The following is a 24,373-nucleotide window of genomic DNA, read 5'->3' as shown; positions in this document are numbered from 1 at the left end:
GGTGGGGTTTTAGTCCAGGTAGTCGCGCAGAACTTGGGAACGCGAGGGGTGGCGCAGTTTGGACATGGTCTTCGACTCGATCTGGCGAATGCGTTCACGGGTGACACCGTAGACTTGGCCGATCTCGTCGAGGGTGCGCGGCATGCCGTCGGTGAGGCCAAAGCGTAAGCGGACCACGCCAGCTTCACGCTCGGACAGCGTGTGCAAAACGTCTTGAAGTTGGTCTTGCAGCAGAGTAAAGGACACGGCGTCAACAGCGACGACCGCCTCGGAGTCCTCAATGAAGTCGCCGAGCTGGCTGTCGCCTTCGTCGCCGATAGTTTGGTCGAGGGAGATCGGCTCGCGGGCGTACTGCTGAATCTCGAGGACCTTTTCCTCGGTAATGTCCATTTCTTTGGCCAGTTCGATGGGCGTCGGTTCGCGGCCTAGGTCCTGAAGCAGCTCGCGCTGTATGCGGCCCAATTTGTTGATGACTTCCACCATGTGGACCGGTATGCGGATGGTGCGGGCCTGATCCGCCATGGCACGGGTGATGGCCTGGCGGATCCACCAGGTGGCGTAGGTGGAGAACTTGTATCCCTTGGAGTAGTCAAACTTCTCCACAGCGCGGATCAGGCCGAGGTTGCCTTCCTGAATGAGGTCGAGGAAGGCCATGCCACGGCCGGTATAGCGCTTCGCTAAAGACACAACGAGGCGCAGGTTGGCCTCCAGCAGGTGGTTTTTCGCTTTGCGACCATCGCGGGCCACGGCCCGCAGGTCGCGCTTGACGGCCGGGGTGAGTTTGGCGTCTTTGTCGCCTTCCTCGGCAGCACGAGCCATCTCGTCGAGGCGGTGCTGCGCATATAGTCCTGCTTCAATGCGCTTGGCCAAAGAGACTTCCTGTTCGGCATCAAGAAGCGCAACCTTGCCGATCTGCTTCAGGTAGGCGCGCACGGAGTCCGCTGAGGCGGTGAGTTGAGCGTCTTTGCGGGCTTGGCGCAGCGCCGCGGATTCCTCGATGTCCCAGACGGAGGATCCGTCGTCGGCGTCTTCTTCTTCGTCGTCTTCGGAATCTTCGTCTTCGTCGAGCTTTTCGTCTTCAATTTCGTCTTCGTTGGCGAAATCATCGTCGTCTTCTTCGCCGAGAAGGGGATCGAAATCTTCGACATCGTCTGCTTCGTCGATGCCTTGGGCGTCGATAACGGCGAGAGTTTCCTCATCGTCGCCACCCGCAGCGGCATCGGGGTGTTTCGCTGTCGCCTTTTTGGCGGTGGTCTTTTTCGCAGCCTTCTTGACCGTCTTTTTCGCAGTCTTCTTAACCGTCTTCTTGGCAGTCTTCTTCGCTGCTTTCTTGGCGGTCTTCTTCACTGCCTTCTTGGCGGTCTTCTTCACTGCCTTCTTGACGGTCTTCTTGGCGCTTTTGCGAGCCGTTTTCTTGGCGGCGGTGCCTCCGGCTGGTGCTTTGGCGCCGTCAGATGCGGAATCGCCTCCCTCGACTGTCGTTGAACTGTCGACGGTTTTCGTCCCGGAATTCTCGCTGGTTGCCACGTACGCCCTTTCGCCTCGTCGGTCACTATGGTTTCCGCACTCTTAGACCATTAAGAGTACGCAACAGGGTTTGCAATTTCATGACCGACATGTTTAACGGTCGCGGCGGTTTGTCCATTCCCTACCGGAATGCAGTGGCCGGGGAAGGCTGGCCGCCGTTGAACCTTTTGCATCTGCTGGAGCTTTTCTAATTTCGTCGCACCACCGTACAGGATTGTGCGCCGCGACGACACGTTAGGTAATGTTGGCACGCTTTTCGACGCCTACGGGTTGACGTGATCGCGCGCCGCCATCGCCGCTCCCACGATGCCCGCCCGGTTGCGCAACCGGGCAGGAAAGACGTCCGCGTTGACCTCGAGAAGTGGCACCCACTTGTCGGCCTTGCGGGAAATGCCACCGCCAACGACGAAAGCGGTGGGGTTGAGCAGGCGTTCGTATTCCTTGATCACCGTGCTCACACGCGAAGCCCAGACTTTGTAACTCAAGTCTTCCCGCTCGCGAACGGCAGAAGAAGCAAAGTGCTCCGCCTCGCGCCCGCCGATGACCATGTGCCCGAGTTCGGTGTTGGGAAATAGGGTGCCGTCGACAAGCAAAGCAGAGCCGATGCCGGTGCCGAAAGTGAGAAAGACCACGCTGCCTTGCCTGGTCTGTGGATCGCCGAAAGCGACCTCGGCAAGGCCCGCGGCATCCGCGTCGTTGAGCACAGCGTAGTCGCGATCGCCCAGATTGGTGCGTAGAAGCTCGTAGACGTTTGTGCCGATCCACTCCTGGTCAATGTTCGCCGCAGTCAGGGCGCTGCGCCCCTTGATAACCGACGGCAACGCCACCCCAACTGGGCCAGCCCACTCGGCGCGCTGCACAACCTCGGCGATGACCGCGGCCACCGCCTGTGGGGTGGCAGGTTGGGGAGTGGTGACCTTCATCCGCTCACCGACGAACTCGCCGGTGGACAAGTCCACCACAGCGCCTTTGATGCCTGATCCGCCCACGTCGACGCCGAAGGAGTACGCGTCGGAACCGAAGGTTTCAGAGGTGAGTGCAGTCATGGGCAAAAGCATACAAAAGGTCGTTAGCGTTCACGCAGGCAAAGCCCAGCCGCGGTGGGGCACTATGGGGCCATGACTTTATCTGCACATAACGCTCCAGAACCGCAGCACCTGCGAGATACAGCCATCGAACTTGTCACAGAGGCCGCCGCGCTGATCACCCGCAAGCGAGCTGAAGCCGACACGGCAGGCAGCGGACTGAAAACCGAAACCAAATCCAGCGAGGTCGACCCGGTTACGGAGGTAGATAAAGCGGCGGAAGAACTGATCACCAGACGGCTAAAAGCGCACCGCCCCGGTGATGGCTTGGTGGGGGAGGAAGGTGCCAACAGTGCATCGTCGACGGGCGTGGAGTGGATCATCGACCCAATCGACGGCACGGTCAACTTCATCTACGGCATTCCCTCTTACGCGGTCTCAGTGGGTGTGGCGGTCGACGGTGAACTTGTTGCTGGGGCAGTGCGAAACGTCGCCACCGGAGAGACCTACTCGGCGGCTCGCGGGTTTGGTGCCTGGCTTGAGGTTTCAGGTCGCACCACTGAACTTCGCGCCTCCGCCGCCGACACTCCTGCCCACGCCTTAATCGCCACCGGTTTTTCCTACTCCTCTGCCTGGCGCGCCCGCCAGGCGACCATACTTTCCACGGTTTTACCGCAGGTACGCGACATTCGACGGGCTGGGTCCGCGGCCTTGGACCTGTGCGCTGTAGCAGCGGGCAGGGTCGATGCCTACTACGAGCACGGCACCCACCCCTGGGATTGGGCGGCGGGCGCGCTCATCGCCAGGGAAGCAGGAGCGCTCGTGCAACACCCACCGATCGGCGCGCGGGCAGGCAGCGATGTTGTCTTTGCCGCCGCGCCAGGTGTTGCTGAGCCTTTGCGTGACATCCTCGGTGCAGCAGGTGCGTTCAATTCCCTCGATGACTCCGACGAACACACCTACACCGGTTAGGCTTAAGTCCTTGAGCCTCAAGCACGCAATACCCCCTCCGGCCAGCAAAGATGACAGGGTTAGCGGGATGCTTTAGTATTCCGCAGGACAGAGTGGAAAACGGGCCGGTTTTCGCGGGCAGCGAGGCGGCCGCGATGACAGCAGAACCCGTTCGAAGGAGAAGTAGATGGCTACCGATTACGATGCTCCACGCCGTCGCATGGACGACGAGCTCGAAACTGATTCGCTCGAGGGACTAAAGGCTGCCGAGGTTGCTGGCAGCAGCATGGACGATGACGGCGAGATCGTCGAGCCCTTCGACATTCCCACGCAAGACCTGTCGGGAGAGGAGCTCAACGTCACTGTTGTGCCGCGCCAAGAAGATGAGTTCACCTGCGCCTCGTGCTTTTTGGTGCAAAAGCGAACACGGTTGGCCTACACGCAGCCGGATGGCTCCAAGATTTGCCTCGACTGCGAGTAATTTTTCGACAGGTTGGGCCGAGACACCCTACGCTGGGTGCTGCTTTGGTAAAAATGCACGCAACAGGGCATCGGGGTCACGCGACGCGATGAGCCAGTAGGGGGTTGGATCCTCCGGATCGTCAAGGACCAAAAGGGTGTGCTCTTTTACCCAACCATGTGAGACCAAAAACGCCGCCGGGTCGAGTTGGCGCCCGAGCGCGTTTTGGCGGGCGGACGCTGGCACACTCATCGAGCGGGACACAACGGAGGCAGGCAGGCTGGCGTCGTTGACAAGCAGCCAGCGCTCCCCATTGGCATCGACCTCGACTTCAACCGTAGTGCGCGACAGCCAAAACATAAACCAAGTGATTAAAGCGCCCACTGCAAAAAGCGGGACGAAAAACCACCACATGTTGCGGTTTAAGGCAAACTGGCCTGCCAACAGCAAGGTCAGGGCCGCGCCAGCGAACCACATGTACCACGGTACCCACTGGCGCTCCCGGTACAGCACCTGAGCTGAGGATGTTTCTGCCTGTTTCACTCTCGCCTCTTTGCGTCCTAAATCTAGAATCTAGAGTAAGGTGTTCGCATCACGGACCTTACTTCCGCCCGCCTCTGAAAAAGCGTTTTGTTCTCACTTTAACGGAGCCTGTGCGGCTTCAACGATTGAGCGCTTCCACACTGACGTAGGCTTGTGGGGTGATGAAAGACAACACAGCTTTAAATGCTCCGGTTACGCACGTGGCGCTCAAGCGGCTCGACCCCGACCTGCCGATGCCTCACCGGGCGCATCCGGGCGACGCGGGCGCTGACCTGTATGCGGCCGAGAACCGCACTTTACAGCCCGGTGAGCGGGCGTTGGTGGGCACTGGTATTGCACTTGCACTGCCGTATGGCACTGTGGGGCTGATTCATCCCCGTTCCGGTCTTGCAGCGAAGCACGGCATTACCGTGCTCAACACTCCCGGCACGGTGGATGCGCAATACCGAGGCGAGCTGAAAGTATGCTTGCTCAACACCGACCCGGTCGAGTCCTTCGAGGTGACGCGCGGAATGCGCATTGCCCAATTGGTGGTTCAAAAGGTCGAACTACCCGACTTCATCGAAGTTGACGAGCTTGATGAGACGCAGCGCGGAACCGGAGGCTACGGCTCGACCGGCACGCACTGAGAGTGCTAACAGGCCCGACGCCGTGCGTCTTTCGGTGTCGATGGAACAATAGAGAAGAAAAGACGGCAGGAAAACACTTGAGAGAAGGTTGGGAACTATGGCCTGGTGGCCCTTCGGACAGAGCAAAAAGAACGACAGCAAACCGGCAGAATCCGGACGTGCTTCCGCGACTAGCGGTGAGACACTAGATGCGCAGGGGACCGAAGCTGGCGGCGGAGACAAGTCCGCGCAGCCTGCGAATGAAACCGCAGACCCGGTGGTCATCGAGCATGACTCCATTGGTGGGACCACAGGACCTTTCGACGGCGACTCTGTCCGGATTGAAGACTTTGACTTCTCGGATTTCTCTCAAGTCACCCTCGACTTAAGCTCGATGCGCATCCCACTGCCGAAGAAATCCCAGGTACAGGTAGAGATGGGTGAGGCGGGCCCCAAGATGGTCCATATTGTCACCCCGCACGGGCGCGCTACCCCGGTGGCCTTCGCATCCCCACGCACCGGCGGGATGTGGGAGACTTCCTCGGAAGAAATTGCGGAAGGGATGCGCGAGGAGGGCATGCCAGTAACTTTCGAGACTGGTCCTTGGGGCCGCGAGGTTGTCGGCCAAGGCAATCACGGGGTTATCCGCATTATCGGTGTGGAGGGTCCGCGCTGGCTCTATCGCCTTACTTTAGCGGCGCCTTCGGGTAAGGAAGATGACTTGACGGCTCTCGGCCACGAGATCATTGCCCGCACCTTCGTCTATCGCGGCACCGAACCGATTCTGGCTGGCAACTCCCTGCCGGTGGTTTTGCCGCAGCAGTTAGCGACGCAGGTGCAGGAGGCCGTGGCGCAGCGCGACGCGCAGCGGCAGGCTCAGCAATCCCAGCAAGAAGGTGGGTCACCCCTTAGCGGCACTCCCGCCGCGCTGCAGGAGGCGCTTCAGAAGCTGATGGAGATTCAACCGAAAAAGCAGACGGACGACCCGACAAATCCTGAGCAAAAGAACCTGTAGAAACATGTCCACTTCTTCTCTGCCGGGCGGCGTGGTGCTCGAAGACATTGAGATTACCGCCATGGCCCACGGCGGTGAGGGTCTTGGCCGCGCACCTGATGGTCGCGTCGTTTTCATCGCGGACACGGTGGTAGGCGATGTTGTCGAGGCGGAAGTTACCCGCGCCAAAAAGAGGTGGGCCAGGGCGTCGCTGACAAGGATCACTGTCCCTTCTCCACTTCGTCAACCCGTTTCCTGTCCGGCTGCGGCTGCGGGTGCTGGATGCTGCGATTACAGCCATATCCGTCCGGAGGCTCAACTTGGACTGAAAGCCGATGTTTTGCGTGGTCAGTTGGGTGCGTTGGCGAATCGTTCGGGCGTGCTCGATTCATTCGACCCTGCCGCCGATTTAGCTGTCAAAGAGTTAGACCCGGTGCGTGGGTGGCGTACCCGTGTGCGGCTTGGCGTGGATGGGTCGGGCCGCGCGGGTCTGCGCCGGGCTCGTTGCACCGAGGTTCTCCCGGGTGTGCACTGCAGCCAGGTTGTTGAGGGGATTTTCGACGGCATTGTCGGGGCTCATGCGCGTCGCTTTACTCCGGGTGCAGAGGTGGTTGTCGTGCTTGACAGTAATTCTGAACGCCACGTGGTGGAAACGACTCGCGCCCAAAGGGGCCGTCGCGTCGAGCGCATCGACACGGTCGTTGAAGGTCGCGGCTCGGTGGTTCAGCGAGTGGGGGTTTACGAGTTTGTTTTCCCTGCGACGGCGTTTTGGCAGGCGCATTGCGCGGCACCGGAGCATTACACGGCAGTCGTCGAAAAGTGGGGAGCGACCAATGATTCGCGGCGTGTTGGGTGGGACCTCTACGGCGGTGTTGGGGTGTTCGTTCCCGCGATCTCGCAGGCAACGGGGGGCGGGCATGTTGATTCGGTGGATTATTCGCCGACGGCGGCTACACCCCAACCGAGCCTTGATGGCTTCGATGTACGCCGACATAACCAAAAAGTGGAGGTCGGTTTCGACAACTTCGCCGATCCTGCGCTAGTTGTCCTCGACCCGCCGCGCTCGGGCGCAGGCAAAGAGGTCATCGGTAAAACTGCCCACCGCAGACCCAACAAAGTCGTCCACGTTGGTTGCGACCCAGCAACCTTCTCTCGCGACCTGTCGTTTTGGGGGGAACATTCCTATGCGGTGAAGGCTATGGAGCTTATCGACGCCTTTCCCGGCACCCACCATTTTGAAACGATAGCCCTGCTGGAACCGCGCTAGGCCAAGATCATTTCGTCGGTTGGGCGAAGCACCGCTAGGGGCGGTGGAGTGTAAACTTGCTGGGAAGAATCGCGGGTGTAAGCCCGGCTTGGGGTGAACCCCGAGTGCTGAACGCGTGAAGGAGTGCGGAAGTACTGATGGGACTGCTTGATACGATTGCGTCGCCAGCGGACCTCAAGGCTCTCTCCCTGGGGGAGCTGGGCGAGCTGGCCGATGAAATCCGTGTCCTGCTCATCGAGAAGGTTTCTGCCACGGGGGGTCACTTGGGCCCCAACCTGGGTGTCGTCGAGCTGACTATTGCGCTGCACAGTGTGTTTAACTCGCCGCGCGAACCGATCATCTTCGACACCTCTCACCAGTCCTATGTGCACAAAATTTTGACTGGGCGGGCCGGGGATTTCGACACCCTGCGCAAAAAGGGCGGCTTGTCGGGCTACACCTGTCGCGATGAAAGCGAGCACGACTGGACAGAATCCTCTCATGCTTCCGCGGCCCTGTCCTACGCGGACGGGCTGTCCAAGGCGCGCCGACTCAACGGCAGGGGTGATGAAAACGTCGTTGCCGTGGTCGGCGACGGCGCTTTGACCGGTGGAATGTGCTGGGAGGCGCTCAACAACATCGCCGACGGCGACCGCAATGTTGTGATCGTGGTCAACGACAACGGCAGGTCCTACTCTCCAACGATCGGTGGGCTAGCCAAAAACCTCACCCGCCTGCGCGACCAATTGGCGGCGATTCGTATGCAGCCGGGCTATGACGAGGTCATGGAGTCCGGCAAGAAGACCCTGAAGTCTATGGGCTGGGTCGGCGAGCGCACCTTCGAGGCGTTGCACGCGCTGAAGGAGGGTGTGAAAGCTCAGGTTGTGCCCACGGAGATGTTTCCGGAACTGGGGATGAAATACGTCGGACCCATCGAGGGGCACGACTTGAAGGCGCTTACTCATGCCATGAATTACGCGAAGGTCTACGACGGCCCGATCATTTTGCACGTTGTGACGGAAAAGGGTCATGGCTTTGCGCCGGCAGTTAACGATATTGCTGACCAAATGCACTCCACTGGGGTGATCAATCCCGTCACCGGCAAGTCATTGAACAAGTCCGCACCCGGCTGGACTGCTGTTTTCACAGAGGAGATCCTCGCCGCCGCCCACACACGCGATGACATTGTGGCCATCACCGCTGCCATGGCCGGACCGACTGGGCTGGCTCCTTTCGCCGAGAAGTTCCCGGAGCGTTTTTTTGATGTCGGCATCGCTGAGCAGCACGCGGTAACTTCTGCAGCGGGCATGGCGTTGGGTGGGCTGCACCCGGTGGTCGCGGTGTACTCCACCTTTCTCAACCGTGCCTTCGACCAGCTTCTTATGGACGTGGCCCTGATTAAGCAGCCGGTCACACTGGTGCTGGATCGCGCTGGTGTGACGGGTTCGGACGGGGCGAGCCACAATGGTGTTTGGGACATGGCCCTGACCTCTATCGTGCCGGGTATTCGCATCGCAGCGCCGCGTGATCCGCAGCGTTTGCGTGAGGAGTTCCGCGAAGCCATAGCTGTCGACGACGGCCCCACCATTGTTCGTTTCCCGAAGGGCACCGCCGCGGCCGATATTGACGCCGTTGAGCGTCTTCCGGGAGGAGCTGACGTCCTCTTTCGCCCCGATGAGTCGGCGGATTCGGATGAGTTCGAGGCAGTGATTGTTGCCGTCGGAACCTTCGCTGAGAGTGCCGTCGAAGTTGCCAGCCGCCTCAACGCTGAGGGGCTGCGCGTGACCGTCATCGATCCGCGTTGGGTCGTGCCAGTCCATCCGGACTTAATGGAAGTGGCGGCAAAGGCCGACATGATCGTGGTCTACGAAGATGGCATTATTAGGGCGGGTGTGGGTTCTGTCATAGCGGAGGCGCTGTCGGCCGCGCAGATCGACACTCCTGTGCGTCACCTGGCTTTCCCGGATATCTTCCCCGCCCACGCCTCACGCGATGAGTTGCTAGAGGAGTACGGCCTGGACGCCGATTCAGCGACGGACTCGGTGCGTGAATGGGCCACGGCGCTTGCGGCGGCAGACGACACACATTAAGGACAGCACAGCACACTCGCGATAACTGGTGCTGTCGCGGCGACTTGCCAGGGGCGCGCCCCGCGCGCGGCGAGAAAGACAGCTACCTCATGTGTTCGTGGCGCTAGATTGCCCTGAGCCCAAGCCCACACGGCCTCGCGCAGCAGTGCGGGAGACAGCAGGGTTGCGGCGAGCACGTCGACGTCGACGGCTCGCTCAGCAACTTTCTCACGCACGCTTTGGAGTACCTCCCACTCCCAGGGAGCTTGGTGTTTCCAGGCGTTTTTCTCAGGGATGGTGGTAGGCTCATCTGCCGCCTGTGCGGGCCACGCGGAGGCGTCTGTGGCGAGTGCTTCGCGCACGACTGCGGACCATGTCACGGCCGCCCGGCGGCGGTGCCGGGGAAAACCCTTGACGGAGGCGATGCTTGTTGAAGATGTCGGCGTGGCACGGGCGATGTCGACAAGCACCTTGTTCGGCAGGATCGAAGAAGGGGCTGTGTCTAAGGAGCGTGCCAACCGGTCACGTTCGTGCCACAGGGCTTGAGCCACCTGCAACTGGGAGGGCTTTTTCAACGTAGCGATGCCCTTGACATCCCGCCACGTTTTCGGCTCGGGTGGGCTAGCAGTGGCCACCGCGTGGGCGAACTCCTCGGTGGCCCAATCCAGCTTTCCGCGCTGATCGAGATACTCCGACAGGGCCTCTGCAAGAGGGTGGAGGTAAAGGACGTCCTCGGCGGCGTAGCGTTGCCACTCCAACGGCAAAGGCGAGCGTGACCAATCTTCGCGCCCGTAGCCCTTCTTCAAAGCGACACCCACGAAGTGTTCAACCATGGCGGCCAAATTCGGCTTATCAAAGCCGGCGAGTCGGGCTGCTAATTCGGTGTCAAAAAGTGAGGCAGGTTGCAGCTCAAGTTCTGCCAGGCTGGCTAAGTCCTCGCCAGCAGCGTGGAGAATCCAATCTTCGCCGCCTATAACTGGGCCGAGAATCCGACGGAAGGCATCGCGGTGGCCCTCGGGCGCAAGAAGGTAGGTTCCCGCGTAGCGGCGGTGAACTTGGACCAAAAAAGCCCGGTCGTCGTAGCGGAAAGTAGAGGCGCGCTCGGTGTCGATGGCAAAGGGGCCGAGGCCGCGTGAAAGAGACTCCGCGGCACGCTCAAAACCACGTGGGTCGTCGATAAGCTCGAAGCCGGAATGTACCTGCACGATCTATCGCGGGTGCAGCTCGGAGACGTCCTCCGGAGGCAACCCCGCAACATGGGCGAGCACCGTGGCAAACGCCTCGACATGGTGGGCAAGGTCAATGCCTTGCGCTGTCCAAGAAGCGCGCATTTCCAACTGGTAAGCGCGCGGCGGCCCCCCGATTTCACCGAAGCGCACAGACGCAGTCGAAGTAACCGTGCCGCCAAGGTTGGTAAAGCCCGCGCCGGCCTGCGCCAAAGACTCGTTGAGCCACTGCCAGGCGACGTCGGGAAGCAGCGGGTCGGACGCGACCGCGTCGTCCATGTCTGCCTGGATGTAGGCCACGAGGCGCATTGAACCCTCCCACGCTTCCTCGGATTCCGGGGAGTGGAGAAGAATTAGGCGACCGAAGGCGTCGCCTTCGGAGTCGACGGGAACCCGCGCGCTTGTATTCCGGTCGACCTCCAAGCCGACCGCGTGGCTAAACGGTGCGGGGCGCTGCGGCGGGCGAATCTCCCCAAGGGTGATCTCGGGACGCAATTTCGCGGCGTGCATCGACTCAACAGCCGCGGTGAACTCCGCCGGGGTGCTGGTTTGCTGGCCCGGTTCGGAAAAATCACCGCTGGCAGCCGCGAGGCCGGGAGTGCGGGAGGAAGTGTCGGAATTGGTCACGTCGACAAAGGTAGCGGTGAACCCGCCTGCAAAGGGGGAGGCGCGCCGGTTCGGGTGCCGCTGTGGGTAGACTGGTCTACGACTTTAGTTGGACTTACTCCGAATCACTCGGACCAGAAAGGATGCTGGATTCATGGCCGATGAAAAGCAACAGGGCAACGATCTCGACTACGCTGCCCTCAACCGCATGCAGCGCTACACACAGTGGGTTACTTTCCGTGCCCTCCCGGGCGCTCTCGGAACCGAGCGTGAGCAAATCAGTGCGGAGGCGAAAGAATTCTTCACCGGCTTGGAGGCCGCCGGCGATGTCGTCGTGCGTGGCATTTACGACGTCACCGGCACCCGCGCTGAATCCGACTTCATGGTTTGGTGGCACGCCGAACACTTTGAGCAGCTGCAAAAAGCCCTGGCTGATTTCCGCCGCGAGACGAGCCTGGGGCAGCTCGTTGAGCTGGGCTGGATTGGCAACGGAGTGCACCGGCCTGCCGAGTTCAACAAACGCCACCTACCATCGTTCATCATGGGTGAAAAGCCGCAGGATTGGATCACGGTCTACCCGTTCGTGCGCTCCTACGAGTGGTACATCATGGATCCGGGAAAACGCGCCGAGATCCTCCGCGAGCACGGGCAAAGTGCCGTTGACTTTCCGGACGTGCGCGCCAACACGGTGAGCGCCTTCGCGCTCGGCGACTACGAGTGGATGCTGGCTTTCGAGGCGCCTGAGCTCGGTAGAATCGTCGACTTGATGCACAAGATGCGCTACACCGAGGCCCGTTTGCATGTGCGCGAGGAAGTTCCGTTCCAGACGGGCCGCCGCGTGGAAAACATCGGAGAGATCATCAAGTTGCTGCCGTAGCAGCCCCACGTTGGTAAGGTCTTGGCCGGTCGCAGACAGATTAGTTGTCTGCGACCGGCTTTTCTTCGAGTGTAAGCGAGATCGAATTGATGCAATAACGCAGGTCAGTTGGGGTGTCGTAGCCTTCGCCGGCGAAGACGTGGCCGAGGTGGGAGTGGCAGTTCGCGCACAGCACTTCGGTGCGGACCATGCCCAACGAGCGGTCCTCACGCTCGATGATGGCATCTCCCGCTAGGGGGCTAAAGAAGGCGGGCCAGCCGCAGTGCGCGTTGAACTTCTCGGTGGAGCGGAACAGTTCGCTTCCACAGGCGCGGCAACGGTAAATACCTTCGGTCGTGGTGTCGGTGTATTCACCTATGCCGGGGCGTTGCGTTCCCGCCTGCCGAAGAACCCGGAATTCTTCCGGGTTCAGCTTCGCCCGCCATTGCTCGTCGGTCCATTCCTTGTAATTTTCGTTCATTCGAATCCTTCTCTTTCTTCGCAGTGTTGTTGGTGTGTCCCCGGGTGCACAGGGCAATGGTAGTCGCCCAGGCAGCCACAGAGACGATAAAGAGCGCCCAGCCAGCAGTGGGCAAGAAGGTGCCGAGCCAAGCGCCCGTTTGGGGAAATTTTACGCTTGTCCACTCGAGCGGGGACAGGCACAGGAAAACTCCGAGCCACGTGGTGGGTACGTGCATAGCGCTGGCGCGGCCAAGCACGGTGAAAATGGCGGGAAAGAGCAAAAGCGAATAGTAGGCCTGACCCAGGGAGGATAAAAGGCACACGCCGGCAAGCAGGACACCAGAGCTTAACGACGCCCACATCATTTCATCACTCCACCTGAACCGAGCCAAGCTGAGCACCGCAACCACGACTGCGGCAGCGAAAACCACGAAGAAGAACCCATGCAGGGCCGGGGGCATCGCGAAGTAGACCGCGAAACCGGCCAAAGAGGAGTTTGCGTAGTCGCGGGTCGTGCCGAGGTAGGGGACAAGCTTGCCCAGGTAGTCGCCGACCCCGGGGGTCAGAGGCCAGGCCGCCAGGTTCGCAACCACGGGTAGAGCCACCGCTGCCGCGGCCGTGCGCCACTGCAATCTCATCAGGGGAAGGATAAGCAGCGGGGCAAACATCGGTTTGATCAATATGGCGAGGCCCAGCGCTACACCGGCAGACCAGTGGCGCTCATTGAGCATCCAGGCGATAAAAGCAACGAAAATCAGCAGCAGGATGCCGTTGATATTGGAAAACACCAACGTGTTGGTCACGGCTTCTGAGAAGAAAGCCGCCGCCAATGCCGCCGGGAAGATGGGGTGGCGAAGCGGCAGGTGAGACAGTCGCACCAGCCACGCCAGTGCCCCGACGATGGCGAGGGCGTTGGCGGCGACGAAGATGGGCCGTGCCACCGCAGGATCGGCGATCATGCCCAGGGGTGAAAGCACCAGGGTGGCCCCGGGGCTGTAGAGGTAGTGCGGGTCAACGTAAGCGTAGTTCTCGTTGTAGACGTCGACACCTGCGACAAAGCGGCGCGTCGCTGACCAGACCGTGGTGAAATCGTCCGTGACGGAGCCTGCCCACGCCAGCACGATGAGCCGGTGAAAGATGGCGATCAGCGCCAAAGGCCACGCCGCGGCCCCAGCGGCGCTGCGCCACCCGGGACTCGCCGCGGGGGCGGGGGAGATCCACATATCGTGTAGGGTGCTCGTGCTTGTGCTGGCTTTCACGCTCCTAACCGTACCGGCTGGGTTGTGTGGCTTATGAGCGTGTCCTGCGGTAGCGGCAATAAAGCATGGAGTCCTCGTCACACTTGGCCAATTCCAGATCAAAGCGGTGGAGGAACTCGTTGGAGTTTTGAAAATCAAGCCCGGCTTTGCCGTCGTCGCTGCTTATCGACGGATCCACTGTGATGTGCAAAACATCTACCAGATCGGCTTGCAGCATTGAGGCGTACACCCGAGGCCCGCCTTCGCAAGAGATACGTGCAAAACCGGCGCTGCGCACCGCATTAATAATTTCTTGAGGCGAGCCAGCCCCAGTGTGAAGGAACTTTGCGCCCACGCCCTCTAGGGCGTGGCGCTGAGAGGCGAGCGAGGAATCCACCAACGTGCTTTCGGGGCACAGGATGTAGACGGTGGCGTCGAAAAGCGAGCTTTCCGGAGCCAAATCCAAAGATGCGGTGATCACGGCCAAAGGCGTGGAGGAAGGCCCGTAATCCTCCGCACGTACCGTTTCAGCGCCAACCACAACGCAATCAGCCCAATTCCGCAGACCTTCAAGCAAAGCGGAATCATTAGCGTTGCCGAGTTCTCTTGAGGTGCCGCCGCGGCCGAAAGAGCCGAAGATCGTCGTTGCGGCAATGGCGCGCAGCTCCGCTTCGCCGACGGGAAGGGTCGGACCAATGAGCTGTGAAATATCCATGACCGCAATTGTAGAAAAGGAAAACACCCCGGGCCCTAATGAAGACGGCCTCGGGGTGGTCGTGTGGAGCGGATGACGAGACTCGAACTCGCGACCCTCACCTTGGCAAGGTGATGCGCTACCAACTGCGCTACATCCGCATTGCACTATTCGGTTACATGAGGAGTGCAGCCTCAGTGCGCGATACTGGGATTGAACCAGTGACCTCTTCCGTGTCAGGGAAGCGCTCTCCCGCTGAGCTAATCGCGCGAAAAGCCTATCGGCCTGGAAGCTGATGGCTTGGAGGTGGATACGGGAATCGAACCCGTGTACACGGTTTTGCAGACCGTTGCCTAACCACTCGACCAATCCACCATGGATCTACCGTTAAAGTACCACCCGGCGAAAAGGCCGGAATGTACTTGGAGCGGATGACGAGACTCGAACTCGCGACCCTCACCTTGGCAAGGTGATGCGCTACCAACTGCGCTACATCCGCATTGCACTATTCGGTTAAAGAGGCGTGTAGCCTCAGTGCGCGATACTGGGATTGAACCAGTGACCTCTTCCGTGTCAGGGAAGCGCTCTCCCGCTGAGCTAAACGCGCAGACAGATTCCGCTGAGGGACCTGGAGCGGATGACGAGACTCGAACTCGCGACCCTCACCTTGGCAAGGTGATGCGCTACCAACTGCGCTACATCCGCATTGCTTTCACGTACTTTTGCCTACCTGGTGGGCAAGCGTCGTTCGCTTTGTGCGAAAACAAACCTTATCTTCTAAGCGTGTCGAAAGACAAATCAACAGGTCAGGTAGGGCTCCAACTCTGCGCTTTGCCGCGCGCCCGCCGGCGCTGAATGACAGCGGTGTCATTTGGCGCTTTTGTGGGACCGTTGCCCCTCCTGCCTGCAGATTCGTTCTATATCCGCCATCAGTGTAATGTCTTTGGGCAGCACCGGTCCTATGGCTCAGTGGAAGAGCGTTCCGTTCACACCGGAAAGGTCGCTGGTTCGATCCCAGCTAGGACCACAATCTGGCGGCTGTCCCTTGGCTCAATTGTTTCCGCAAAGGGACGGCCGTTTCCTGTTGCTTGCGCTGTTTTCCGGTTCGCTTAGGGCACCGTGGGGGAGCCGGATTTCTCCGCTGGGGAATTCTCACCAGCACCTGCTTCTTTCGGGGGTGAGTCTCGTCGCGGGAGAAGGCGCGAAGTGGCGGCGTGTGAGCCCTTGACCGCAACGCGATTTCGCAGACAGTGGCCCACGCCACAAATCGGCGGGGAACTTCACCCAGTTGTTAACCGACTATTCATGTATCGGATGCCTATTGCATTCGAACTTTTTGTGAGGAGAGTTTCTATGAGCTTTGTTCCATCGCTGTGCGGCCCGGTCAGATGGGGTGCGGCCATCGGCGTTCTCGCCGTCGGCCTCAATGCTGACCTCGCAGTTGCCCACGACGCAGTCGTGGGCGCCGACCCGGCAGACGGTGCGGTGGTTGCAGAGTTCCCGAACTCCTTGAGGCTGACTTTCTCGGGGTATCCGCAGGAGGGATTCAACACCCTCGCGTTATCCAACTCGGACACCGGCGAGGTCATCTTTTCGGGGCAACCGCATCTGGATGGCCGCGAGCTTGTGCTCGACCTGCCTAGCGGCATAGACGCGCAGCCCGGCAACTATCGCATCGGTTTCCAGATCGTTTCTTCCGATGGCCACTCGACGAAGGGCATGACTTCTTTCCGCTTTGCACCGGAAAAGGAAAACTCCGAGGCGCAACCGGCCTCAACGCAAGCTGCTGTTGAGCATGATGCTGGCACCGGCGACACGTACCTGCCGTGGATTGTGGCAGGTGCTGGGGCGCTGTTAATTGCGGCAGCGGCGATTGTGGTCGCCGCTGGCCGACGCCGCGCGAATGCCCCTTTCAGTAGCGACGAAAGTGCCGACGCGGACCTCAAAGCCTAGATTCACAGCCTTCCACCCATACACTCGGCGCCTCACCCTATGACAGCGGGGGCGCAAGAATTGGAGTATTAACCATGATTTCTCGTACCGCTTTTGTTGCACTTTGCGCCGCAGCCGGATTGGCTTTAACTGCCTGCTCGGGCGAAGACAAAGCCGAAACGGCCGAATCGACCGCGAGTGCAATGTCTGCGACGACCGTCACCGAGTCTGCGGCGCAGACCACCACCGCAGCCGAGCAGGCCGTCCAGGGCGAGGGCGATATTGTGCTTGAAAATGGCGCCGTGCGCGCCAAGACCGATCCGGAGATGAGCATGACCGCGATCTTCGGCACCCTGCGCAACACCACCGATAAGGACATCATTGTCACCGGCTTTACGTCCTCTCTCGGCGCGGCCCGCTATGAGATGCACGAGACTGTCGATGGTGTCATGCGCCCGATCGAGGGTGGTTTTAAGGTGCCCGCCGGCGCTACCCACGATCTCGCACCGGGCGGAGACCACCTGATGATCCTCGACTACGCCGAGGAAATCCCAGCAGGCGAAACAGTCGATCTGGTTCTTGAGACTTCCACCGGTGACAAGATTGACATTCCGGGCGTTGCAGTGCGCACTATGCTCCCGGGTCACGAGGACTACGGCGCGCACGGTGAGATGATGGGCCATGAGATGCCGCACGGAGCAACCATGGAAAACAAGGGACACGAAGGACACTAAGAGCCTGACTCGACCTGCTCCACCTCCATGAAAGGGAAACAATGTCTGTGTCACGGCGCCGCTTCCTGACTGGTTCTGCCACTGCTGTCGCTGCTACCGGCATAGCAGGCTGCGCGCCCTCCAAGGAGGCGGAAACAGCACGTTCCGCCACCCCTGCCTCCGCCTCCGCCTCCGCCGAAGACCGTGAACCGCTGACGGAAGCGGTCGTGGCCTTCGACGGCGCCAATCAAGCCGGTATCGCCACGGCGCCACAGGCAACGATCAACCTGGTCGGCTACAACCTGAAAAGCTCCGTGGATGCCAAAGGTGTGGCACGGCTCATGCGCGTGTGGACCGAAGACGCCCGCGCTTTATGCGCTGGCCTGACGCCCTTAGGCTCGCTGGAACCAGAAATGAACGCGTGGCCCGCCAATCTGACCATCACGGTGGGCTTCGGCGAGCGCATCTTCGACATTGCCGCCCCAAAGAAGAAGCCGCAGTGGCTGCACGACATCCCAGCTATGACCCGCGATCAACTGTCGCCAGAGTGGGGACAGACCGATCTCGTGTTGCAGATCTGTGCTGATGATCCCATCATGGGGGCGTGGGCGATGCGGCACATGACTCGCGCCGGAATGGACTATGTTGACACCGCGTGGGTGCAGCAAGGCTTCAACCACGCCTTCGGGGCGGTACCTAAAGGGCACACCCCGCGCAATCTTTTTGGGCAGGTCGATGGCACGGTCAACCCTCACAGCGACAGTGAGTACCACGAACAGGTGTGGGCTGCGGGACCGGAGGGCTTCGCCGGGGCAACGTCCATGGTGGTGCGCCGCATCAACATGAACCTGGACACGTGGGAGCTGCTCGACAGGCATTCGCGTGAGGCCTCGGTGGGCCGCACGCTTAGCGACGGTGCGCCCCTTACCGGGGGAGGAGAGTTCGACGAGCCGGACATGGACGCCACCGACGAGTACGGCCTGCCCGTCATCGACAAAAACTCGCACATGGCTCGCTCCCGTCCCCCTGCGGACCACCCGGAGCAGCGCTTCAAGCGTCGACCCTACAACTACAACCTGCCCCCCGAGCCGGGCTCTGGGCAGATGTCCAACGCGGGGCTGATCTTCATTGCCTTCCAAAAAGACCCGGATGTGCAATTTACGCCTGTGCTGCAAAGGCTCGATGAATCAGACCGGCTCAACGCGTGGATCACTCACATCGGATCCGCCGTGTACTGGATTCCACCGGGCACGCGGGTCGGGGCGTCGAGAAGCGAAGGCGATAGCTACTGGGGCCAGACTGTTTTGAGCTCAACCGCGGGGGTAGACTAGGCGGCTGTGTCTGCCCCCAGCGACCGGAGGGGCATTGCCACGAAACATGCAACAGATGAGAGGTGCGGCCAGGTATGTCGCACTTCACGAGCGCAAAGGAGCGCACTACATGGCCGATGCAACCAACACGGATGAAGCAAAGCAGCCGACCGCTGTCGCCTTCGGGCCTTTCGAGGTCCCGTCTGGCACCGCTGTCGGGGCGGCGATGCGCGAACTGGGACTGCCCAACAAAGGCCCCGACGCCGTCGTCGTCGTCCAAGACCCAGAAGGCAACCTAAAAGACCTCTCCCACGTGCCGGAGCACAACGCCACCTTCACCCCCGTCGCCGCATCATCCGAGCTGGGACGCTCGGTGATCCGCCACTCCTGCGCCCACGTGTTGGCACAAGCGGTCCAAGCTGAATTTCCCGGCACCAAATTGGGCATTGGCCCCGCCATCAATGACGGCTTTTACTACGACTTCGACGCCGCCGAACCTTTCACCCCAGACGACCTCAAAGCCATTGAGCGTCGGATGAAGAAGATTCTTAAACAGGGCCAGAAATTTGAGCGGGGAGTCTACGCCTCCCAAGAAGAAGCAGCAGAAAAACTCAAAAACGAACCCTACAAACTCGAACTGGTTCACGACAAGGGAAACGTCGACCCGAACTCCGACGAGGCCACCGAAGTCGGCGCAGGCGAACTGACCTACTACGACAACGTCAACCCCCGCACTGGCGAGGTTGAGTGGAGTGATTTGTGCCGCGGCCCGCACGTGCCCACCACCAAATACATCCCGGCGTTTACGTTGACTCGCTCCTCAGCGGCCTACTGGCGCGGCGATCAAAACAACGCAGGGCTGCAGCGCATCTACGGCACCGCCTGGGAGTCCAAGGAGAAACTCGACGAGTACATGACCATGCTCGAGGAGGCTGAAAAGCGCGACCACCGACGCCTCGGCAACGAGATGGATCTGTTTTCTTTCCCCGACGAGGTCGGCTCCGGGCTGCCCGTTTTCCACCCCGACGGCGGCATAGTGCGCATGACAATGGAGGAACATTCCCGTCAGCGCCACGTCGAAGCCGGCTACTCTTTTGTCAACACTCCGCACGTGACCAAGGGCGAGCTTTTTGAAAAGTCTGGCCACCTCGACTGGTACGCCGAGGGCATGTTCCCACCAATGAAGCTCGACGGCGAAACCGACGACAAGGGCAACGTGACCAAGCAGGCCGTCGACTACTATGTCAAGCCGATGAACTGCCCGATGCACAACCTCATCTTCGACTCCCGCGGGCGATCCTACCGTGAGCTGCCCTTGCGTCTGTTTGAATTCGGCACCGTCTACCGCTACGAGAAATCTGGTGTTGTCCACGGCCTTACCCGCGCCCGCGGTTTCACACAAGATGACGCGCACATCTACTGCACTGAAGACCAGCTCGAAGACGAGCTGACCAGCGTGCTGGAGTTCATCATCTCCCTGCTCAAAGACTACGGCCTCGACGACTTCTACCTGGAGTTGTCCACCAAGGACCCAGAGAAATACATCGGCGACGACGAAATCTGGGAGCGCTCCACAAATATCTTGCAGTCCGTGGCGGAAAAGTCCGGCCTCGAGCTAGTTCCAGACCCAGCAGGCGCCGCCTTCTACGGCCCGAAGATTTCCGTACAGGCCCGCGACGCTATCGGACGCACCTGGCAAATGTCTACCGTGCAGCTCGACTTCAACCTTCCGGAGCGCTTCGACTTGGAGTACACCTCCTCCGACGGCTCGAAGAAGCGCCCCGTGATGATCCACCGCGCCTTGTTCGGCTCAATCGAGCGCTTCTTCGGCGTTCTCTTGGAACATTACGCGGGAGCCTTCCCCGCGTGGCTGGCCCCGCACCAGGTCGTGGGCATCCCAGTCGCCGAGGACTTCGGTGAGTATTTAGAGCAGGTCGTCGCCAAGCTACGCACCCGCGGGATCCGGGCCGAGGTCGACCATTCTGACGACCGCATGCAAAAGAAGATCCGCACGCACACCACGGGCAAGGTCCCATTCATGCTGCTTGTTGGAGGCCGCGACGTAGAAGCCGGCGCGGTTAGCTTCCGCTTCCTCGACGGCTCCCAGATCAACGGGGTACCCGTCGACGAGGCCGTTGAACTAATTGGCAACTGGATCGCAGACAAACGCAACGAGCAGCCAAACGAGGATAACTTTGCAGCCCTTAGAGGATAAGGCGCAGGCGGATGTCGAATTCGGCGTGGGTGATCCCGACCGCCTCATTAGGCTGTGGGCACCGTACCGGGCTAGCTACATCACCAAGGGGGCGTCGACAAGCAGTTCTTCCCACGAACCTTTTGTCGACGCGCCGAAACACAGCGATGAAGACGCACTGATTATTGCCAGGGGAAAATCCGTCTACGCCTTGCTCAACCTGTACCCCTATAACGCTGGCCACCTCATGGTCGTGCCGTACCGCAAGGTCGCAGATTTAGAAGACCTCACCCGGCAAGAAGCGGCGGAGCTTATGCACTTTGCCCAGCTTGCGGTACGCACCCTCAAACACGTCTCGCACCCCGAGGCAATCAATGTGGGCCTGAACCTGGGCAAGGCCTCCGGTGGTTCGGTGGGCGACCACCTGCATCTGCATGTGGTTCCGCGGTGGGCTGGGGACGCCAATTTTCTCACAGTCGTCGGCGGCACCAAGGTGCTTCCTCAGCTATTGCACGACACCCGCGCGCTGCTTGCAGAAGGTTGGGCTCAGGTAGCGGATTCCGACGAGGGCGGCACCGATGCTTAGCGTGTACGGGCGCAGGCCCGCCTCCGTGGTTGTCGAGCCGGTGGCTCGTACCTTTCTGCGCGCGGGACTGACAGCAAACCTTGTCACCATCATTGGGACCACCGCGACGGTACTGTTCAGCGTCATCCTCATTCCAGCGGGGCACCTGGTTGCCGCTGCAGCACTTGCACTTCTTTTCGCCGCTTTCGACATGGTCGACGGCACCATGGCGAGGTTGAGCGGCGGGGGAACCGCCTACGGGGCAACCCTCGACGCCTCCTGTGACCGCATCACTGACGGCGCTTTATTCGGCGCGATCGCCATGTGGCTGATTTATGTTGACCATGCTCCACCGGCAACGGTGGCCGCTGCCCTTATCGTGCTGGTGTTGTCGCAGGTAACTAGCTATGTCAAGGCCCGTGGTGAGGCCGGCGGACTGAGAATCGTCGGGGGCCTCGTGGAACGCCCCGAGCGCCTCATCATCTCCCTGGTGAGTCTCGCCCTTGAGGGCTTCGGCGTGCCCTGGGCGCTCGAGGTGGGGTTGTGGCTGCTGGCCTGGGGATCAGCCTTCACCGTGGTGCAGCGCCTCCACTTCGCGGCCCGGGACGAGCGCGCCCACGCGCCACTTCCACCGCCGGCTGGGGCGGAGCGCAATTAAGATGCTCACGCGCGAAAACGCCACCGCCTTAGGCTATCTCGCCGGGTGGAAAATTTTCGGTAGATTGCCGGACGGGCTGGTTTCCCCCGTGTTTCGGGTCGGGGCAGATGTAGCTTCAGATTCCGGTCGCGGCATGGACATGCTCAGGCGCAACCTAACGCGCGTGGTCGGGCCCGAAAATGTCACCCGCGAGCTTGTGCGCGACGCGGTGCGCTCCTACGCAAGGTACTGGAAAGAGGCTTTCCAGTTGCCGCGGCTTGCTCGCGACCCGGAGCTGATTGCGCTGCTTCATCAAAGTGTGCGCGGGGCGCAGCACATCGATGCAGCACGCGATGAGGGCAGGGGGGTGATCCTCACTTTGCCGCACTCGGGCAATTGGGACATGGCCGGATTGTGGGCGAGTGCTCGCTACGGAGGCTTTACCACGGTCGCTGAGCGTCTTAAGCCGGAGGCACTTTTCGACGCTTTCGTTGACTTCCGCCACTCACTGGGTTTCGAGGTGCTGCCGCTGACTGGTGGTCAACAACCTCCGATGCGCCGCCTTGAGGAGGTGTTGCGCTTAGGAGGTATCGTGTGTCTTTTGGGGGAGCGTGATATGTCGCGCAGGGGGGTGCCGGTGACGTTTTTCGGTGCGGAAACCACTTTCCCCGCCGGCCCCGTTCGTCTCGCCGAACGCACGGGAGCCGACCTTCTCGTCGCCCACTCGTGGTTCACCGGCACCACACGCAAACCAGGGTGGGGTTTTTCGATCTCGGGTCCCGTACAGGAAGAATCGCTGGAGAAAGCAGCGCAAAAAGTCGCGTCGTTGTTCGAAGAAAACATTGCCGCCCACCCAACGGACTGGCACATGTTGCAGCCGCTGTGGCCAGGAGACATTGAAAAACGGGCGAGGCGGCGAGCGTAGATGCGCGTAGGGATTGTCTGTCCGTACTCCTTTGATGAACCCGGTGGGGTGCAGGCGCACGTACTTGAGCTCGCCGATGTGTTGCGTGGCCGGGGGCACGAGGCACGTGTGTTGGGCCCCGCCTCTCGGGCGACGGCGCAGTCTTTGCCGCAGTGGGTTACTCCGGGTGGGCCGGCGGTGGCCTTGCGCTATAACGGCTCGGTCGCGCGCTTAGCTTTCGGCCCGCAGGTCCGCTCGACTACGAGACGTTTCATTCAAGAGGGAGATTTCGATGTTTTACACATCCACGAGCCGAACGCGTTGAGCTATTCTTTGGCCTCCCTGTTGCTTGCTGCTGGCCCCATCGTTGCGACCTACCACGCTTCGGCGTCGTCGTCGTTGGCGCTGCGGGCAGCCCTGCCAACTTTGCGACTTGGTTTGGAAAAGATCCGCGGGGGCATCGCTGTCAGTGAGATGGCGCGGCGTTGGCAGGTGGAGCAAGTCGGTTCGGATCCTGTTTTGATCCCGAACGGGGTAGACACAGCCCGCTTCGTGGCGGCCCGCGAGAAGGCTTTTGTGGATGATGGCGGGCCTGCCCACATTGTCTTTTTGGGCAGGATCGATGAGCCCCGGAAGGGTTTGCGGGTTTTGCTTGCCGCGCTGGAGCAGCTTGGGCGTGAAGTGCGAGTCACGGTCATTGGTGGCGGTGAGCACCCTGCTGTGCAAGGCGTCGACTTTGTTGGTCGTGTTAGTGATACGGAAAAGGCCCGTATCTTGGGAAGCGCGGACATTTTTGTCGCGCCAAACACGATGGGGGAGTCTTTTGGCATCATCCTTGTAGAGGCGATGGCCGCGGGTTGCGTCGTTGTCGCTAGCGACCTTGAGGCTTTCGCTGCTGTGTGTCAGGCGGATACGTCGGAACCGTCAGGCATCATGTTTCCCGTCGGCGACGCGACGGCTCTTGCTGGGGTGCTGCGCTCGCTTGTCGACGCCCCCCAGATCCGCGACACCTTTGCAGCGCGCGGCACCGCCCGCGCCCGTGATTACGACTGGTCCACCGTAGCGGAAAGGATCCTGGCAGTCTACGAAACAGTCTCCCTCAATGAGAAGGTCACGGTGGCGTAGGTGGAACTAATTGGGGTGTGGGTCGTTGTGGCGGCTGTCGCGGGTGCTTTATTGGCCTGGGCGGCGCTGACCGCGCAGCGGCTGGACCGGCTTCACATTCGGGTGGATCGCTGCCGTGATGCCTTGCAGGCGGCGCTGGACAGGCGCTGTGTAGTCATCGCCGCTTACTTGCCGCAGTTGGCTGACCAGGCCCACGCCACCGAGGCGGTGCAGCTTCGCGCCCGCGACATGGAGGCTCGTTTGGCTGCCGAGGATCTTCTGCGCGGCCAAATAGACCTGATCGACCTTGAAAACCGGGCGGCGCATGCTATTGCGGAGGCCGACACCCGGGTGATGTTGGCGCTGCGCTTCTACAACGAAGCCGTCACGGACACCCGAGCGCTTCGCCTTCAACCGCTTATCAGGGTGCTGCGGCTTGGGGGAAGTGCCGCTTTGCCCCAGTTCGCATCCCTGCACGACCTCGGATAAAGGGACTGTAGCCAATTGTT

Annotated in this window: 24 protein-coding genes and 7 tRNA genes; 17 read left to right on the top strand and 14 right to left on the bottom strand. The window is 60.8% G+C overall.

Annotated elements, in window-relative coordinates; genetic code table 11:
* Positions 1-9: 9 nt before the first annotated feature.
* Together VLL26_RS04290 and ppgK are read right to left on the bottom strand one after the other, a co-directional pair.
* Positions 10-1,527 carry an RNA polymerase sigma factor gene (locus tag VLL26_RS04290; protein ID WP_342319877.1) on the bottom strand — a complete coding sequence of 506 codons (1,518 nt, stop codon included), beginning with the start codon at positions 1,525-1,527 and terminating at the stop codon, positions 10-12.
* A 263-nt stretch (positions 1,528-1,790) separates the two neighbouring features.
* Positions 1,791-2,573, bottom strand: a complete 783-nt coding sequence (ppgK, locus tag VLL26_RS04285; RefSeq protein ID WP_342319876.1) for a polyphosphate--glucose phosphotransferase — start codon at positions 2,571-2,573, stop codon at positions 1,791-1,793.
* Positions 2,574-2,645: 72 nt separating this feature from the next.
* Here ppgK and VLL26_RS04280 point away from each other — a divergent pair, with 72 nt between their 5' ends.
* Positions 2,646-3,524 (top strand): inositol monophosphatase family protein, encoded by an 879-nt coding sequence (locus tag VLL26_RS04280; RefSeq protein ID WP_342319875.1) that lies wholly within the window; start codon positions 2,646-2,648, stop codon positions 3,522-3,524.
* Between the two features lie 166 nt (positions 3,525-3,690).
* On the top strand, positions 3,691-3,984 hold the full coding sequence (locus tag VLL26_RS04275; protein ID WP_342319874.1) for a DUF4193 domain-containing protein: 294 nt from the start codon (positions 3,691-3,693) through the stop codon (positions 3,982-3,984).
* Positions 3,985-4,011: 27 nt separating this feature from the next.
* On the opposite strand, the gene VLL26_RS04270 is transcribed toward VLL26_RS04275, so the two are convergent.
* The gene (locus VLL26_RS04270) at positions 4,012-4,506 is read right to left on the bottom strand and encodes a DUF3093 domain-containing protein (RefSeq protein WP_342319873.1); all 495 of its coding nucleotides are present in this window, start codon (positions 4,504-4,506) and stop codon (positions 4,012-4,014) included.
* A gap of 161 nt (positions 4,507-4,667) precedes the next feature.
* On the opposite strand from VLL26_RS04270, the gene dut reads away from it, so the two are divergent.
* From dut to dxs, 4 genes are all read left to right on the top strand, one after another.
* Positions 4,668-5,135: a dUTP diphosphatase gene (dut, locus tag VLL26_RS04265; protein WP_342319872.1), complete on the top strand. Its 468-nt coding sequence runs from the start codon at positions 4,668-4,670 to the stop codon at positions 5,133-5,135.
* A 97-nt stretch (positions 5,136-5,232) separates the two neighbouring features.
* Entirely contained in the window at positions 5,233-6,129 is an 897-nt protein-coding gene (locus tag VLL26_RS04260) for a DUF3710 domain-containing protein (RefSeq protein WP_342319871.1), read from the top strand.
* 4 nt (positions 6,130-6,133) lie between these two features.
* Positions 6,134-7,375, top strand: a complete 1,242-nt coding sequence (locus VLL26_RS04255; RefSeq protein WP_342319870.1) for a class I SAM-dependent RNA methyltransferase — start codon at positions 6,134-6,136, stop codon at positions 7,373-7,375.
* A gap of 137 nt (positions 7,376-7,512) precedes the next feature.
* On the top strand, positions 7,513-9,444 hold the full coding sequence (gene dxs, locus VLL26_RS04250; RefSeq protein ID WP_342319869.1) for a 1-deoxy-D-xylulose-5-phosphate synthase: 1,932 nt from the start codon (positions 7,513-7,515) through the stop codon (positions 9,442-9,444).
* On the opposite strand, the gene VLL26_RS04245 is transcribed toward dxs, so the two are convergent.
* Positions 9,441-10,628 carry an HRDC domain-containing protein gene (locus VLL26_RS04245; protein ID WP_342319868.1) on the bottom strand — a complete coding sequence of 396 codons (1,188 nt, stop codon included), beginning with the start codon at positions 10,626-10,628 and terminating at the stop codon, positions 9,441-9,443. The genes dxs and VLL26_RS04245 overlap by 4 nt on opposite strands.
* Positions 10,629-10,631: 3 nt before the next feature.
* The gene (locus VLL26_RS04240) at positions 10,632-11,276 is read right to left on the bottom strand and encodes a DUF3000 domain-containing protein (protein WP_342319867.1); all 645 of its coding nucleotides are present in this window, start codon (positions 11,274-11,276) and stop codon (positions 10,632-10,634) included.
* A gap of 133 nt (positions 11,277-11,409) precedes the next feature.
* Between VLL26_RS04240 and hemQ the strand changes: the two genes are divergently transcribed.
* On the top strand, positions 11,410-12,132 hold the full coding sequence (hemQ, locus tag VLL26_RS04235; RefSeq protein ID WP_342319866.1) for a hydrogen peroxide-dependent heme synthase: 723 nt from the start codon (positions 11,410-11,412) through the stop codon (positions 12,130-12,132).
* 40 nt (positions 12,133-12,172) lie between these two features.
* Here hemQ and msrB read toward each other — a convergent pair whose 3' ends face one another.
* From msrB to VLL26_RS04190, 9 genes are all read right to left on the bottom strand, one after another.
* Positions 12,173-12,592: a peptide-methionine (R)-S-oxide reductase MsrB gene (msrB, locus tag VLL26_RS04230; protein WP_342319865.1), complete on the bottom strand. Its 420-nt coding sequence runs from the start codon at positions 12,590-12,592 to the stop codon at positions 12,173-12,175.
* The gene (locus tag VLL26_RS04225; protein WP_342319864.1) at positions 12,483-13,832 is read right to left on the bottom strand and encodes a glycosyltransferase family 87 protein; all 1,350 of its coding nucleotides are present in this window, start codon (positions 13,830-13,832) and stop codon (positions 12,483-12,485) included. The genes msrB and VLL26_RS04225 overlap by 110 nt, the downstream gene beginning before the upstream one ends.
* Before the next feature lie 31 nt (positions 13,833-13,863).
* Positions 13,864-14,526 carry a dihydrofolate reductase family protein gene (locus tag VLL26_RS04220; protein WP_342319863.1) on the bottom strand — a complete coding sequence of 221 codons (663 nt, stop codon included), beginning with the start codon at positions 14,524-14,526 and terminating at the stop codon, positions 13,864-13,866.
* A 64-nt stretch (positions 14,527-14,590) separates the two neighbouring features.
* Positions 14,591-14,666, bottom strand: a tRNA-Gly gene (locus tag VLL26_RS04215).
* Between the two features lie 37 nt (positions 14,667-14,703).
* Positions 14,704-14,775: transfer RNA gene (locus VLL26_RS04210), tRNA-Val, on the bottom strand.
* Positions 14,776-14,806: 31 nt separating this feature from the next.
* Positions 14,807-14,880, bottom strand: a tRNA-Cys gene (locus tag VLL26_RS04205).
* Between the two features lie 48 nt (positions 14,881-14,928).
* Positions 14,929-15,004 (bottom strand) — tRNA-Gly (locus VLL26_RS04200).
* A 36-nt stretch (positions 15,005-15,040) separates the two neighbouring features.
* A tRNA-Val gene (locus VLL26_RS04195) sits at positions 15,041-15,112 on the bottom strand.
* Positions 15,113-15,134: 22 nt separating this feature from the next.
* Positions 15,135-15,210, bottom strand: a tRNA-Gly gene (locus VLL26_RS04190).
* A gap of 250 nt (positions 15,211-15,460) precedes the next feature.
* Here VLL26_RS04190 and VLL26_RS04185 point away from each other — a divergent pair.
* The 10 genes from VLL26_RS04185 to VLL26_RS04140 all read left to right on the top strand — a co-directional run bounded on the left by VLL26_RS04185 (position 15,461) and on the right by VLL26_RS04140 (position 24,353).
* Positions 15,461-15,532, top strand: a tRNA-Val gene (locus tag VLL26_RS04185).
* A gap of 326 nt (positions 15,533-15,858) precedes the next feature.
* The gene (locus VLL26_RS04180) at positions 15,859-16,458 is read left to right on the top strand and encodes a copper resistance CopC family protein (protein WP_342319862.1); all 600 of its coding nucleotides are present in this window, start codon (positions 15,859-15,861) and stop codon (positions 16,456-16,458) included.
* Between the two features lie 74 nt (positions 16,459-16,532).
* Complete coding sequence (locus tag VLL26_RS04175; protein ID WP_342319861.1) at positions 16,533-17,171, top strand: copper chaperone PCu(A)C; 639 nt, start codon at positions 16,533-16,535, stop codon at positions 17,169-17,171.
* 41 nt (positions 17,172-17,212) lie between these two features.
* Positions 17,213-18,481, top strand: a complete 1,269-nt coding sequence (locus VLL26_RS04170; protein ID WP_342319860.1) for a Dyp-type peroxidase — start codon at positions 17,213-17,215, stop codon at positions 18,479-18,481.
* Positions 18,482-18,590: 109 nt separating this feature from the next.
* Entirely contained in the window at positions 18,591-20,675 is a 2,085-nt protein-coding gene (gene thrS, locus VLL26_RS04165; protein ID WP_342319859.1) for a threonine--tRNA ligase, read from the top strand.
* Positions 20,656-21,240: an HIT family protein gene (locus VLL26_RS04160; protein WP_342319858.1), complete on the top strand. Its 585-nt coding sequence runs from the start codon at positions 20,656-20,658 to the stop codon at positions 21,238-21,240. The genes thrS and VLL26_RS04160 overlap by 20 nt, the downstream gene beginning before the upstream one ends.
* The gene (pgsA, locus tag VLL26_RS04155; RefSeq protein ID WP_342319857.1) at positions 21,233-21,877 is read left to right on the top strand and encodes a phosphatidylinositol phosphate synthase; all 645 of its coding nucleotides are present in this window, start codon (positions 21,233-21,235) and stop codon (positions 21,875-21,877) included. The genes VLL26_RS04160 and pgsA overlap by 8 nt, the downstream gene beginning before the upstream one ends.
* Position 21,878: 1 nt before the next feature.
* Positions 21,879-22,781, top strand: a complete 903-nt coding sequence (locus tag VLL26_RS04150) for a phosphatidylinositol mannoside acyltransferase (protein ID WP_342319856.1) — start codon at positions 21,879-21,881, stop codon at positions 22,779-22,781.
* Positions 22,782-23,885: a glycosyltransferase family 4 protein gene (locus VLL26_RS04145; RefSeq protein ID WP_342319855.1), complete on the top strand. Its 1,104-nt coding sequence runs from the start codon at positions 22,782-22,784 to the stop codon at positions 23,883-23,885.
* Positions 23,886-24,353 (top strand): hypothetical protein, encoded by a 468-nt coding sequence (locus VLL26_RS04140; protein ID WP_342319854.1) that lies wholly within the window; start codon positions 23,886-23,888, stop codon positions 24,351-24,353.
* Positions 24,354-24,373: the final 20 nt, after the last annotated feature.

Source organism: Corynebacterium sp. BD556 (genome assembly GCF_038452275.1).
GTDB lineage: Bacteria > Actinomycetota > Actinomycetes > Mycobacteriales > Mycobacteriaceae > Corynebacterium > Corynebacterium mayonis.
Note: the sequence above shows the minus strand (reverse complement) of the source record. Positions and strands in the feature narration are given on the sequence as shown.